Here is a 15,225-nt window from a genome sequence, read left to right as displayed (position 1 = left end):
AAAGAAAAGTGGGTAATGATGGAACGGATCTTTCAGCTTTAACAAAAAATCATATGCACGCGATAGTTTGTGAGGAGCCTGGCAGGTTGGTTTTTAAAGAACAGGCTAAACCCGAAGTAAAAGAAGGTTATGCACAGATTAGGATCAGGAGAATAGGCGTCTGCGGAACGGACCTTCATGCTTTTGAGGGAACCCAGCCTTATTTTACTTATCCCCGTATTTTGGGGCATGAGCTTTCAGGAGAATTGGTTGAACCAAACGGAGCGCCGGGGTTTGAAAAAGGGGAGATCGTTACAATTATCCCATACTTTAATTGTGGTGTTTGTATTGCCTGCAGATGGGGAAAACCAAACTGTTGTGCACAAATTAACGTTTGCGGGGTACATGTAGATGGCGGAATGACTGAATACCTGAATGTGCCAATACATTCACTGGTACATGGTGATGGTTTAAGTTATGATGAACTGGCGTTAGTTGAGCCTTTGGCGATAGGGGCGCACAGTATCAGGCGTGCGAATGTGAAGTCTGGCGAATTTGTATTGGTAATTGGAGCCGGGCCAATAGGCCTCGGAATAATGGAGTTTGCCCATATTGCAGGGGCTAAAATAATTGCCATGGACCTTAACACAAAAAGACTTGAATTTTGCAGGGATAGACTGAACATAGATCATATTATTAATGTATCTACCGAAGATGTACCGGAACGATTGGCTACAATAACAAAAGGAGATATGCCTACCGTGGTGATAGATGCAACGGGCAGCTTAAAAGCAATTAATGGCGGGTTTCAATACATGGCACATGGCGCCAGATATATATTAGTGGGTTTGCAAAAGGGAGATATCACTTTAAGCCATCCGGAATTTCACAAGCGCGAGGCCACTTTAATGAGCAGTCGTAATGCTACACGGGAAGATTTTGAGCATGTTATTGCATCCATGAAAAAAGGTTTGGTGCAACCGTCTAATTACATTACCCATCGTGTACAATTTGACAAGGTCACAAATGAGTTTAAAAGTTGGCTCGATCCGGCCAACGGGGTAATTAAGGCCATGATAGAGGTGTAGTTGACAGGTACCAGGCAACAGCCCCACTTAAAACCCCTTTTCTAAAACACATTTATCCGTTCTTTTTTTGCGGCAGGCTGTAATAAAAAGTAGTGCCTTCGCCTGGGATAGATTCTGCCCAGATCTTGCCATTCATCCGCTCTATCATATCCTTACAAATGCTCATCGCCATTCCAGCGCTTTTTAGATACCCGGATGCTGGTGGTTCGTTGTCCTGCAAGTTAAACAGGGTTTGCAACTGATTATCAGTCATGCCGTTGCCCCTGTCGGTAAAAGCAACAGTGATCCAGCCGCTGTCTTCACTGCAGGTTACGCCAATGGTACCGCCGTTACGCGAGTATTTGGTAGCATTACTTAAAATATTGCGGTTAATAAATTGCAGCATTTCTTTATGCGCACAAATAATCTGCCGTTCGGGTATAATATTATATAAGGTAATATTATTGCTGATCTGGTCGTAAAGATATAAGCTGTTAGCCTCGTGGATCAGGTCGTTCAAAAACAGGGACTGTGTTTTGCCTGTCGAGTTTTCTTTTTTTGATTTTACCCAGTAAAGCAACCCATCCAGTAATTCAATGCTTTTAGCGGCTGTATTGCTTAACTCTTCAAAAATCAAGTGCATTTCGTCTGCCGCCAACGGGCGCCTGGTATGTTTAATTACATCTGCGGTCATCACTATGGAAGCAAAAGGCTGCCGCAGGTCGTGCGCCAGGATAGCTATTAATGTTTGGCAGAAAGTATCTTCTGTTTCTATTTTTTCAGACTTTATACCCATGGCAAACGATTGATTTTAACGGTTTCATGCAGGTACAGATATTGCCTTTTACGCCCGCGATGATAACCGGCAGCGACCCGGGCAAAAAAGATGATACAACCGTTCCAAATCAGCACTACAAAAATTGGTAACAAACGTTGTAAAATAAAATGCATCATATTTCCTCCTTTGTTATGAAAAATTATGCTATCGATAAACGATAAACAATTCTTCACTCACAAAGAAAAAAAGAGTTGCCGAAGCTAAAGACAGGTATCGACAGATACCCCGTTACGACAGACGGAAAGGCCAATAGGTTGGACTACTATACTTCTAAAAATTTTAGATAGGCACAAACTCCTATAACCGGAGGTGGTGATGCTATCAGAACCATTGATGCGCAAATTTCCTGAAACCGTCCTTAAACTGTTCCGTTACCGGGATTATTATTTTGCCGATCTTGATAGTGTTTTTGGTGATCGCATCAATCTTATCGACAGAGACAATAAAGGAGCGGTGCACCCGTATAAAACCATTTACAGGCAACTTTTCTTCTAAGCCCTTCATGGTAGTTAAGGCTTTTAAATACCCGTTGTTGCCCGTTAAATACACTTTAACGTAATCTTTAAAACCTTCCAGATATAAAATATCCTTTAAATAAACGCGCACCATTTCATACTCCACCTTTAAAAAAATAAACTCGTTTATTACGTAGCTATCGGCATGGGTTACCGGCTTTTCTTTTTCGGCGAAATATGTTTTTGCCTTGTAACAAGCTTTTAAAAATTCCTCGTACATCACCGGTTTTAGCAAATAATCAAGTGCGTTTACCTTATAACCTTCCAACGCAAATTTTTCATGCCCGCTTATAAAAATAACGCGGGGTGCGTTAATGCCGTGCATGGCCTGCAGCATTTTTGCAAGCTCCATACCATTCATATCGGGCATATTTATATCCATAAATATCAGCTGGATATCTTGTGTTTCTATAGCGGAAAGGGCCTCTGAGGGCGATTGATAAAAGGTTATCAGGTTTAAAAACGGTATCTGACTTATAAATATCCGCAGATGAGATATCGCTGACTCGTCGTCATCTACAATGATACAATTGATTGGCATAGGCGAAGATATAAGCAATAATTGGTCAATAAATTCCCAAACCCGTTATTATTGGCACATTATGATTGCCTTTAGTGGGATTGGTTGGCTGTATAGTATTATTAGAGTATAAAATTATGTTATTGCTTTATATTATTATTTATTAGTGTGATAAAAATGTTTGTACCCCTAAGAACGAAAATGTTTGTTTATTTCTCAATTGCTGCATCCCATTCCACAACTGCTATTATAGCCCCAATGCCAGTATGATCTGCTTTATCAGTTCGGCCTCAATAAACGGTTTTACCAAAACACCGGCAAAGCCCTGCTCCAAATATCTTTCCCTTTCGGATGGCAGCCCATCATTACTGATCACAATAACAGGTAGTTTATTTAACGAAACTTTTAAGCTTTTTATGTTAGCTACAAGTTCTGCGGCATTCATGCCGGGCAAGTTTAAATCGGCCAGTACAATTTGTATGGGTTCTTTTGCTATTAATTGCAAGGCTTCGTCTCCGCTTAATGCACCATGAAATTTGACGTTCCACTTATCGGTCATCATTTTGAGGAATATTAAGCTAAGTTCGTTGCTGTCAACCGCCAATATGCTTATGCCGTTTAATTTCCATACAGGGTTATTTGTTGCCTGTTCAGATTGAGCAGGCAGGTAGTTTTTATAAGGGATAAAAAAGCTGAAGGTGCTCCCCGTTTTTTCATCGCTTTCTACATTTATTGCACCGTTTTGTAACTGAATAAGCTGCTTGCAGATATACAAGCCCAGCCCTGTACCTACTTGTCCCTTAGCCGAGTTTGACTGGTAATATTTAGAGAAAAGTTTAGCCTGCTGCTCGGTACTGATGCCCGCACCGGTGTCGATAATTTTTATTTGTAATTTGTTTTCTTCGCCGCTTTGTACAAGCTGCGCTTTTATCGTAATGCCGCCCTGTTTGGTGTATTTTACAGCATTGCTTAATAAATTAACCATTATTTGCTTAAGCCTGAAACTGTCACCCAGTATCATCGCTTCTTTATCTCCGTCAAAATAATATTCGAGGCTAAGCTGTTTTTTGGTTGCGCTAAATTCCATGCTTTCAATCACTTCCTTTAAAACGGTATTGGGGTTAAACGGATCGCTGTTTATTTTGAAGGTGTTGGTTTCCATTTTCGCTGCATCGAGCGTATCATTTAAGGTATGCAGCAACATATCAGACGAAAGCCTGATAGAGCTTAGCATATCTATTTGCCTGGCTGATAGGTTTGAACGGCTAAAAATGTATAAAAAGCCGTTAATAGCCGTAAGTGGGTTGCGTACCTCGTGGCTCATGTGTAACAACAGGTCCATCTTTTGTTGCGCAATGGCAACCGAGCGTTGATTCTCACGTAATAAGTAAGCCTCGGCCCGGTTAAGGTTTATAATAAATACAATAAGCAGCGTGGCAAATATCAGCACTATTGAAAGCGACCCGAGGTAAAATTTGTTTAATAACGCGGTGGTATCACGATAACTTTTTAGCGCATTTTCTTTAAGCTCATTGATAATATTGAGGTTGATATTTTTAATATCATTTACTATCCTTTCCAGTTCATTGTTGATGTGCGTGTTTAGGAGTATCATCTCCTTTTGTGTAGCAAACAGTTTTGAATTACGCTGCTGCAGCTGTTGTAGCTTTTTACTGTAAAAATTTTTATTGCGGTTAACCGTTGCCTTATTTAACGAATCAATTATCCTTTTGCTGTGGGTATAACTGATCACCGTTACACCTGCCGCAGGGGAGGCGTTTTTATTGGTGATGGCATCTTTTATCCTGGCAAATAAGCCTTTTTTGCTAACCTTGGCGGCACTTTTTACTGTATCGCTGCTGTTGGTAACTTTCTCTTTGCGGATAGGCGGGGCATTAAGGGTTAAACTGTTGTTTAACGTATCCGCACTCAGAGGTTTTTTTAAAAGGGAATCAAAACTGTATTTTAAAATATATAGGTTATCAGAGAGCTTAAGTTTTTTTAAATACAAATACCTTACTTTAATACGTTGCGCTGCCGATAATTTTGTTGTGTCGATATTATCTTTAAGCAAGCTGTCGATAAGGTTAAACGATTGCGAAAGTTTTGTTTTATAGGACTCGGTTTTTGGCGAGTTGGCGGTTAAAAGCGATTCCTGGAAATCATCCTCCGCTTCATGGAGCAACAGTAAAGCCCTCTGCGATTTTACCTCATCATATTCAATACCCGATGTTTGCTTTGAAAGATCGGCTAATTGCCGCGAGATAGAATTATTTACAAAAAGCGCGGCAATTACTAATGCAATTACAAATAGTATGAACGCAATAAGTATCCTTCTCGACAGGCTCTTAATATTAGTAGCGGCTAATTTTTTTTTATGATGCATCTTGTTCGTTATTCTGCGTTACCGGCAGCCTATGGCAGGCACTACAAACAAGGTATGCCTGCCCAAAAATGGTCAAAATCAATGATGTTTTTCTGAGGGATTAAAAATTTATAGGCCGCAGGTGCCTTGCAAACTAATGCCGGCTTATATTTTGTATAATCTTTCTTTTTTTACCGACATGATCCGGTACCGGGACTTAAGGCATTTTGCGCAGAAGTACCGTTTTATGGGTAAAAAAAATAAAAATGTTTGTCCAAACCAGTTTCTGGGCATTTTATAATGGAAAGGCTGCGTGCATTTCCTGCATCTTAAAAATTTTCTTTCATCGTGGAGCATCACATCAGTCTTAACAATCCTTTTAAGGTAATAACAAAAAACTAATTCTTAAATGGGCATTTTATACAGCGCTCAGGTTAGTTTAAAGTTGGAGCTTTTCGGGGGGCTGCTTTACAGGGGTATTGATATTAAAGCAGAGATAGCCACAAGCTTCAACCTACAAATAGAAGAATACTTCCGTGAAATTTTTAGAAAGCCGATACATAGTAAAAAACAACCGACGGAATCTAAAAGGTAACAGACAGATCTGATCTGTGAATTATGTGGCCTGGATTTTATAAGGTTGCTCTTGAAAACGCTCTAATCCCTTAATTCCGGTTCTTTTTTAAACAGCAGATGCTTTATTCGCCCCGAATTAACCTCAAACCCGGTGATCTGATCTTTATTATTTCTGAGGATCTTTAAATTAGACATCCACCAAAAGTCGTTGATTAATTGATCATCGCCATATAAATTTAGCGGGGATTCATTGTATTTGCTATTGGTAAGCAGTAAACGATGATCTTTTAAAACGATCTGGTAGCTGCAATCCAGTTCGGGGCAATAATAGTTACCCGTATAGGCAAGCAATTGTTTATCAGTTTGTTTTGCAACTGCGTTATATCTTACAAGCCGGCGGTGCCCCTGGGGCCAATATTCGTCAAGTATGGTTTCTTTCGGGCTTTTTACCTTGAAAACAAACCTCACATCCGGAAATTTTGGCATAACCAGGGTGTCTTTTGTCCCTCTTGCTAACTGGTTAATATGCCCATTCTGCTCCAAATAAAGCTTTTTATCTTTTAGCTGGAAACCAAAGCGGATGCCATCATCGGCGATATAATTCCCCAGGATTTTTTTTATGGCCAAAGTATCGTTGAATATTGCGGCGCTATCGGCAACCGTAGGTTTGGGCGAGTCTTTTTTGGGCGAAAGGTCTTTCATAAAAAGGTCGCTTAATTGTGCAGCCTTACCCCCGGGGTCTGTATCGCCAAGATTACTGAAAACGATGAAACCCATCTTTTGGTCGGGGAAAACACTAACGCTGGTGCGATAACCGGCATCGCCACCATCATGGGAATATCTTTTGTGCCCTTTGTAATCATCAACAGAAATGCCTAAAGCATAATTTTGTTCTTTGCCGTTATTCAGTTTACCTTTTTGTGTTAATTGTTCTATATCCTGCTGATCGCCTACTTTATGGTTATAAAAATTCATTACCCATTTGCTCATATCATCCACATTGGTAAACAAGCTGGTAGCGCCGGCAACAGAATAGCTGAGGATGCTATTTTGAAAATGGGTATCATCTTTCCGGTCGTAAGAGTAAGAACGGTTTGGTACTATTTCGGTATAATCGTCATGAAAGTTCGTATTTTTCATCCCCAGCGGCTTAAAAAAAACTGAGTCGGTAAATTGTCGCAGGCTTTTACCGCTAACGGCGCGTACAATTTCGGCCAGCATGGTATATCCGCTGTTTGAATAACTCCATTCTTCGCCCGGGTTAAAATTGAGTGCCTGTTGTTTGCCTAATATTTTTATGATCTGGTCCTGCGTGATCACGTCATGTAACCGGGTGCCGGCTATTGCAAGTAATTGCCATTGGTCGCGGATGCCGCTGGTGTGGTTCAAAAGATTCCGCACCGTGATCTTTACTTTCAGATCCGGAAACCAGGGGAGATATTTATGAATATCATCATCAAGGTTTAACTTTCCCTGCCGGGCCAGCAACACAATTGAAAAAGCGGTAAACTGTTTGGATACCGAAGCCATATGAAAAATTGTTTCGGGTGCAATAGGGATATTATATTCCAGGTTAGCCACGCCGTATCCCTTTGCAAAAATAAGCGAATCGTTCCTTACAACACCCACGGCGTACCCGGGACTGCTGCTGTTATCCCACTTTTTAAATAAGGCATCAATTTTTTTTGCAGCGGAATCTGGCAGGCTTTGCGCAGGCACTTGTGCCACTGCGCTAATTAACATTAAGCAAGTAAAAAGATGTTTTTTGGAAAGGCTCATAATGTTTTCGGTTGCTGAGTGTATGACGCAGGCAAGGTGCAATGTGTTGCAATATATTATATTAAATATAGCTGTAAAATACAGGCCAATACGATTTTATTATCCCTGCTTGTTCATTTTGTTCATTACTTGAAAACAAAATATTATATTTATCACGCTATTATTGATGTAGTAGTATTTATATATACCATTGTTAATCAGAACTTTAACATTTTGCTCAAAGACTCCGGAATGAGCTTTTCGGTAGTTGCAAACAATCGGGCATAAAGTGACTTATAAGGCTATGCCTAAACAAATACTGATATTCTTATTTATACTATTGCCGTTTATCGGATATGGTCAGAATTGTACGCTAAGTGCAACCATTTCGTCAACAGGCCCAACTATATGTTCTGGAAACAGTATTGTGTTAACTGCGAATCCTTCAGGCGGTACAGGACCTTACACTTACATTTGGAGTACAGGTGAAACCACACCATCAATAAGTGTAAATAAAGAGGGCACTTATATCGTAAATGTGAGCGATAAAACACCCGGATGCTCGGTTAAAGCAAACAAAGTCATTTCGTCAATAATTACACCTGGTGCCCCCAGGGCTTCCAACCAAACGGTATGCCCTAATACTCCTGCAACACTTACAGCAACGGGTCCGGGAGGCGAATATCGTTGGTACGACGTACCAACCGGGGGCACTGCTCTAACAACCGGTAGTACCTACCAAACACCTCCAATTACACAGCGTACAATTTATTATGTTGAAACAACAATTTCTGGCTGTACCAGCACAAGAACTGCGGTTACTGCTAATGTTACGGGGAAGCCAATTACACAGGGTGTAACAATATGCCCGGGTAATCCAGCCCCGCTATCAGCCAGTGGCGGAGATAGTTACACGTGGTACGATGTAGCGACAGGGGGGACTCCCCTTGGTTTCGAACCAACATTTGTAACACCGGTACTATTCAGCACTAAAATTTATTATGTGGTGGCCATTATAAACGGATGTACCAGTGCGCGCACACCGGTAACCGCCAAAGTAACCGCAGCGCCACAGGCTCCTACTACCAGTCCACCTCCTGCAGCGTGTACCGGATCGGTAGTAACTTTACACGCTAATGCTCCGGATGGTATATTTGATTGGTTTGATGTGCCAACCGGAGGCACCTCTTTAATTTCAAGTCCTGATTATACCACACCACCGCTTACCGCTACCACCACTTATTATGTACAAACAACTATAAATGGTTGCGAGAGCAGCCGTACCCCGGTAACCGTAATAATAACGTCGCCGCCAACACCGCCGCAACCTCAAAGCGTTAGCATCTGCAGCGGAAGCAGCGTGCCATTAATCGCAGACAGTGCACCTACCGGCACCTACGCCTGGTATGATCAGGCAACGGGCGGCATTTTGCTGAAGGAAGGCGTTACCTATCAAACACCTGTGCTCACGAGCTCAACTATTTATTATGTTCAGCACATGAACGGTGCCTGCAGCAGTGAACGTACGCCAATTGAGGTAGTTGTAAAGCCACCACCGGCGCCCCCTTCTGCCAGCGAACCCATTATATGCTCAGGATATGGGGCAACTTTAACTGCTTCGTCATTGGGTGGCGGAACGTTTCAATGGTACAACGTACCTACAGGTGGCACTTCGTTATTTTCGGGCGCCGTTTACACAACCCCGGCATTAACTGCGGATGCCACTTATTATGTTCAAACAACAGAATCGGGTTGTGTAAGCGAGCGTACAGCTGTAAAAGTAACTGTGCTTGCGCCTGTGCCCGTACCAACTGTACCGGCGGCGAGTGTATGTGCGGGGGACCAGGTGACGCTTACAGCTTCAGGGTCGCCCGATAATTATGAGTGGTATGACGTAGCTACCGGTGGTACCCCATTAATTACAGGCCCTGTTTACGTTACGCCCGGATTAACAACAACCAAGACTTATTACGTACAAAGTACTGCTAATGATTGCACAAGCGAACGCGTAGCAGTCCCGGTAACGGTAACTCCAATACCAGCGGCACCTATTGTTGGCAACCAATCTGTTTGCCCGGGCTCATCGGCTCATTTAACGGTTAATGTACCCGGAGGCACTGCCGAGTGGTATGCCGCTGCTTCGGGAGGAGCACCACTGGCAACTGGCAATACATTCGACACCCCAGTGTTGTTTAGAGCCACCACTTATTATGTGCGGGCTGTAAGCGGAACATGCGTAAGCGGGCGCACACCGGTAACGGTATCTATGATAGATGTGCTCAGTTTACAGTTTTCGTATGCATCGGGCACATTCTGTACGGCAAGTGCCAATGCCAAACCCGTCATCAATAATCCATCTGGAGGGACTTTTAGTGCTACTCCTGCGGGATTGGTATTTGTAAGCAATACCACCGGCGAGATCAATATCGCTGCAAGCATACCCGGAAAATATGCAGTTACTTTTACTTATGGCGGTACCTGCCCCGGGAATAGCAGCGTTAATATAACCATCACATCTACACCCAACGCGCAGTTTACTTACGCTAAATCATCATATTGCCAGGGGGGGACAAATCCATTACCTGTTTTTGGTGTTGGTGCAACTGCGGGTGCCTTCACCGGCTCGTCGCCTAACCTGGTTTTCAGGGATAGATCTACCGGGGAAATAGATCTCGACGCAAGCAAGCCCGGGCTATATACTATAAAGAACACGATAGGTGCAGACAGTGGTTGCCCGGAAGTTAGTTTTGAACAGCAGATAACTATTGATCCACAGATTATCGTCAACGCTGGTCCCGAGAAACCTGTTTCTGTAGGGAGCTCGGTTCAATTAGGTGGTAGTATCAGCAGCGGAACAGGGAAATGGTCGGGGCCTGGAAGTTTTTCCGACGTCAGCGATCCCCGGGCTACCTATACACCACCCGCTAACGGAGCAACTACGGTAACACTTACCTTAAAGTCCGACGCGCCTGCGGGCACTTGCGGGCAGTTATCGTCTACCGTTACCATTCATATTAACACTATACCGGCAGCGCCAACTGCGGGCGGTACAACGGTTTGTATGGGCAGTATTGCGAGGTTACAGCCCACCGCACCCGGAGGTACTTACAACTGGTTTGATGTGCCTGCCGGCGGCAATTCGCTTTTTACCGGTCCTATATTTAACACTCCGCCGATAACTGCAAATACAATTTATTATGTTGAGGTAACCAAAAACGGTTTAACCAGTAGCCGCACATCTGTTAATGTAACTGTTACACAAACCCCGGCAGCACCGCAGTTTGATAATCCGCCTGTTTGCGCGGGTAACCCGGCGGTGCTAACAGCCAGAGGCTCAACAGGTACTTATAAATGGTTTGACGTACCGGTAGGAGGCAGCCCCTTATCAATCGATGCTGTTTTTACAACTCCAATATTAACAGCCAATAAAACTTATTATGTGCAAACAACAGTTAACAGTTGTACCAGCGAGCGCGTACCCGTTAACGTAACAGTAAATCCGGCGCCTCATATTACAAGTCAGGCAAGTGGTATTGCTTGCAGTGGCGTGCCGTTTAGCTATAACATTGAAGCTTCAGCTGCATCAACTTTTTCATGGAGCCGGGCAGTTGTACCCGGTGTTAGTAATGCCGCTGCAACAGATGTAACCACAGGGCCTTTAACCGAAACTTTAATAAGTACAGTAAACACGCCGGTAATTGTAAAATATATTATTACGCCAACAGCCAATGGTTGTGCAGGGCCTCCTTTTACTTACCAGGTTACTGTTAATCCATTGCCTGTGGTTACCAATAGTTCAACAGCCTCTGTCTGTAACGATACTCCGCACAATTTCACTATTAACCTTGAGCCTGCAGGCGCTGGTACGAGTGTTTCCTGGAGCAGGGCCGCTGTTGCTGGTATAAGCAATGCTGCGGTAACAGGGCAAACTGCCCCAATCATCAAAGAAGTTTTGCATAACACCACTACCGCCTCAATTGATGTTACGTATGTGTTTAACTATAAAACAGCTAATTGTGATGGCCCGCCGTTTAACCTGGTGATGACCGTAAAGCCGGAAGCAAAGATCATCAGTGATGATACCGGAATAGCCTGTAGCGGAACCCCTCAAAATTATGCTATTCAGTCAAACATACCATCGGCTACATTTAGCTGGAAAAGGGATGCGGTTGCAAATATTAGCAACCCCGCGGTAACCAACCAAACAAATAATGTTATTGATGAAAGTTTAATTAACACCGGCACTATACCGGTAAAGGTTACTTATATTATAACACCCTTTGCCTTTGATTGCGCAGGCACTCCGTTTAATTATATAGTTACCGTAAACCCACAGCCGGCCATGCCTGTAGCCAAGAGCAATTCTCCTGTTTGTGTGAATAACACTATACAGCTTCGTACGGCAACAGTACCCAATGCAAGCTACCAATGGACAGGGCCAAACGGCTATATATCCACTCAACAAAATCCTGATATTACTAATGTTACCACAGCCAACAACGGGACATATAATTTATTTGTTATCGTTAATGATTGTACCAGCCCTGCCGGTTCTGTAGATGTTAAAGTAAACGCACTACCCGTTGTCAAAGCGGGCCCAATTCTAAAACAATGTGGGGATAAACCCGTTCAGCTTATCGGGAGTATAACAGGAGGTACTACTACCGGTTATTGGGAGCCCAAAGGAGCCGCAAGCGGGGATTTTTCGCCATCGCGGTTGAACGACAATGCAAACCAGCCTAAATATATTCCATCGCCCGCAGACTTGGCCGCGGGTTCTGTTACGCTAACGTTAATCTCAACCAGTAAAGACAATTGTACTTCTGCAACTGCTGATGTAACAATAAATTTCGGGCAAGTATCGGCGACCAGCGCGGGTCTTGATCGTGAAGTTTGTTCGCAGGATGCCACGGTTAAATTAGAAGGGGTAAAGAGGTCCGGGTATGACGGAGATGTTGTCTGGAAAACATCCGGTACCGGAACCTTCAGCTCTGCCACAGATCTCGACGCGTTTTATAACCCGAGTGCAGCAGATGTACAAGCGGGTTCTGTTATATTATCATTAACTGCTCTAACCCCAAGCGACTGCTATACCGCCACAGATCGGATGACGCTTAAGTTTATCCCGCCGCCAACTGTAAATGCCGGTGGCATAAGATACATTCTGCCCGGCAAGGCAATTACTTTAACCCCCTCGGTTAGTGATGAAAATGTACAGTATTTATGGTCGCCGGCCATCGGATTAAGCAGCACTACCGTTAAAAACCCTGTGCTAACCGGCGGTAATACTGACCAGGATTATACATTGCAGATAACCGATTCAAGGGGCTGCGTTAATACCGATAAAACCAAAATACTAGTATCGCCGACGTTAACAATTCCTAACACATTTACACCAAACGGCGACGGAAATAACGACTTTTGGAATATCCTGGGGCTTGTTGCCTATCAGGATGCTGTAGTAGACATATTTAACCGCTACGGGCAACAACTATTTCACTCTATAGGTTACTCAAAGGCCTGGGATGGCACCTATAACGGAAAACCCGTGCCTGCAGGAACATATTATTATAAAATTGATACCAAACTTAATAGCCAGGTTTTGTCAGGCTATGTGCTGGTTGTCAGGTAATATTATTTAAGCATCAAAAATGTATCACCATAAATGTATCCTCATAAAATTGTGAGGATAAACAGGGTTCAGTTTTCATCTATTGGATATAGCTTAGTTATCCGCTGTAACAAAAAAGCTCTATGCTGAAAAACCTACCATTTAGCATTAAAAAGTTCGTATTCGCCCTCATCCAAGCTATGGATCTCCGTACGGACATCCTTCTCTGAGACTATGACGATGACCTCGTTAACATTTTTAAGGGTTTCTTTACCTGGTAGTGGTTTAGTCAGCTTATAGCCTTTTTTTACAGTGTAATCTTTGTATTTGCCGCTGATCAATTTAACGGGTCTAGTGAATTTTCCGGTGAAAGTGATGGTGAGTTCCCGGTTTTTGTAGTCCAGTTCTGCTTTTGTCTGGCTGTATTTGAAGTTGGCTCCCGAGTCGGCTGACATGGAAAGCATATTGGGCGGAAATAATAGCGTTTCGGGCTTTACGTATGAAATATCAATTTTAGGGTTGATCATGTCATCCAGCTTGAAAAACACATTCTCGTGGATAGCAATGGTAAAGTACTCATTCATTTTCAGTGTAGTCAGTTCAAGCGTTTTAGCCTCTATATAGGTATAATAAATAACCTGCCTGATGGAATCCTTAAACTGCGTTTTTAGCGCGGGCATCAGATCTGTCATCATATCGCTTTTAGGCACTTCTAATTTGGTTTTCATCCTGAGGTTAACATCTTTCACAAATTGCTTCAGTTTAGAGGTGTTCTGATGATTGTCAACCATAAAGTTTAGCGTATTTGCCACGGCCTGATCGTCTGAAATGCGGAGGTATTGCGTGGTGAGCATAAAATACTCTTTGGGTGTAAAGTGAAAATTGTTCACGTCAAAATCGGTGCGGTAGGCATTGATATCTTTATGATAAGCGCCGTTAATTGTACCCGAGCGGTATCTTGGTGCTTTGCTAACAGATTGGAAGCTTAAAACCAGTCCGCCGGTATTACTCAGGGGTAATCCGTTAACATCTTTCCCTAAGATGGAAAAGCTGAAAGACTTGCTGTCATGATTATAACTTTCTGAGAACTGGAAATCCGAAATAAATAACCCGGACAAATTCTGGCTGATCCAGATTTTAACCTTTGGCATGTTGGCAGGGAACGATTCCGGCCCGAGTTCCAGGATGTCTTTTAACCTGTTTTGAGCGAAAACGGGTAACTGTATTAGGATCAGAAGGGCCGTCAGGATCTTTTTCATGGGCAAAGGTAATACTTGATACGCTCGAATAGCTATTTAGCCAGAGATTTCGGTGAAAGTGACCATCTATTACACATTATTTCAAAACCAAGTCACCAGGATAAAAGCACAAAAAAGCCTCTTACGTTATGTAAGAGGCTATATCTGTATTTCTGCGGAGAGCTAGGGATTCAATTTCTGATAAAATCTTAAATGAAAACAGCCTAATTTTCATTTAAATGTGGTTTTTAAAACGTCTAAAAAGCGTATTTGGCAGACTTTTGACAGGGTTTTTAGTAACTATTTTCAACTTTTTTTTTTCATTTCAGAAAAAAAAACAAGATTTGCTTAATTAACAAAATCGGAAATAGACGAACCATCTCAAGTGGCATAGTCTTAACTTACTGAAACAATTTATTGGCATAAAATGCATAGCCAATGCTTTGTTTTTTAAGATTATCTCCGATGAACCAAGAGTTCAACATTCAGGTTGACGATTTTAACAAAATCAAAGAATCTTATTTATTAATCGCTAATCAACTCACTGGTGAAAATCAGAAGTTATTGGAAATTGAAAATCAATTATCATCATTTCAAAATAGTATATCTAAGATGATGCAACAAGTTGATGATATACATAGGTTACTTTTTACTCCAACAAAGAAGCTCAAAAAAGAAGAAATAGGTCTAAAAATAAGAGAAGAGCTTTTAACAAGGAAGCCAAGACCAACACGCTAAATTTTATTATAACAACCGCA

At 42.4% G+C, this 15,225-nt stretch carries 8 protein-coding genes; 3 read left to right on the top strand and 5 right to left on the bottom strand.

The features are described from left to right. The first annotated feature begins 53 nt into the window (after positions 1-53). Positions 54-1,067, top strand: coding sequence for a zinc-binding alcohol dehydrogenase family protein (locus NPE20_RS07190; protein ID WP_256537933.1), 1,014 nt, complete (start codon positions 54-56; stop codon positions 1,065-1,067). A 52-nt stretch (positions 1,068-1,119) separates the two neighbouring features. Here the strand turns inward: NPE20_RS07190 and NPE20_RS07185 are convergent, their stop codons facing one another. The 4 genes from NPE20_RS07185 to NPE20_RS07170 all read right to left on the bottom strand — a co-directional run bounded on the left by NPE20_RS07185 (position 1,120) and on the right by NPE20_RS07170 (position 7,603). After that, complete coding sequence (locus NPE20_RS07185) at positions 1,120-1,842, bottom strand: sensor histidine kinase (RefSeq protein ID WP_256537932.1); 723 nt, start codon at positions 1,840-1,842, stop codon at positions 1,120-1,122. 363 nt (positions 1,843-2,205) lie between these two features. Then, the gene (locus NPE20_RS07180) at positions 2,206-2,940 is read right to left on the bottom strand and encodes a LytR/AlgR family response regulator transcription factor (protein ID WP_256537931.1); all 735 of its coding nucleotides are present in this window, start codon (positions 2,938-2,940) and stop codon (positions 2,206-2,208) included. A 226-nt stretch (positions 2,941-3,166) separates the two neighbouring features. Beyond that, positions 3,167-5,305, bottom strand: coding sequence for a hybrid sensor histidine kinase/response regulator (locus NPE20_RS07175; RefSeq protein WP_256537930.1), 2,139 nt, complete (start codon positions 5,303-5,305; stop codon positions 3,167-3,169). A gap of 636 nt (positions 5,306-5,941) precedes the next feature. Continuing rightward, positions 5,942-7,603, bottom strand: coding sequence for a serine hydrolase domain-containing protein (locus tag NPE20_RS07170; RefSeq protein ID WP_256537929.1), 1,662 nt, complete (start codon positions 7,601-7,603; stop codon positions 5,942-5,944). Between the two features lie 319 nt (positions 7,604-7,922). On the opposite strand from NPE20_RS07170, the gene NPE20_RS07165 reads away from it, so the two are divergent. Then, positions 7,923-13,250, top strand: coding sequence for an Ig-like domain-containing protein (locus tag NPE20_RS07165; RefSeq protein ID WP_256537928.1), 5,328 nt, complete (start codon positions 7,923-7,925; stop codon positions 13,248-13,250). A 134-nt stretch (positions 13,251-13,384) separates the two neighbouring features. On the opposite strand, the gene NPE20_RS07160 is transcribed toward NPE20_RS07165, so the two are convergent. Next, the gene (locus tag NPE20_RS07160; RefSeq protein WP_256537927.1) at positions 13,385-14,488 is read right to left on the bottom strand and encodes a hypothetical protein; all 1,104 of its coding nucleotides are present in this window, start codon (positions 14,486-14,488) and stop codon (positions 13,385-13,387) included. A gap of 444 nt (positions 14,489-14,932) precedes the next feature. Between NPE20_RS07160 and NPE20_RS07155 the strand changes: the two genes are divergently transcribed. Beyond that, positions 14,933-15,205 carry a hypothetical protein gene (locus NPE20_RS07155; protein WP_256537926.1) on the top strand — a complete coding sequence of 91 codons (273 nt, stop codon included), beginning with the start codon at positions 14,933-14,935 and terminating at the stop codon, positions 15,203-15,205. Positions 15,206-15,225: the final 20 nt, after the last annotated feature.

It is taken from the genome of Mucilaginibacter aquariorum (genome assembly GCF_024498135.1).
Taxonomy (GTDB): domain Bacteria; phylum Bacteroidota; class Bacteroidia; order Sphingobacteriales; family Sphingobacteriaceae; genus Mucilaginibacter; species Mucilaginibacter aquariorum.
Note: the sequence above shows the minus strand (reverse complement) of the source record. Positions and strands in the feature narration are given on the sequence as shown.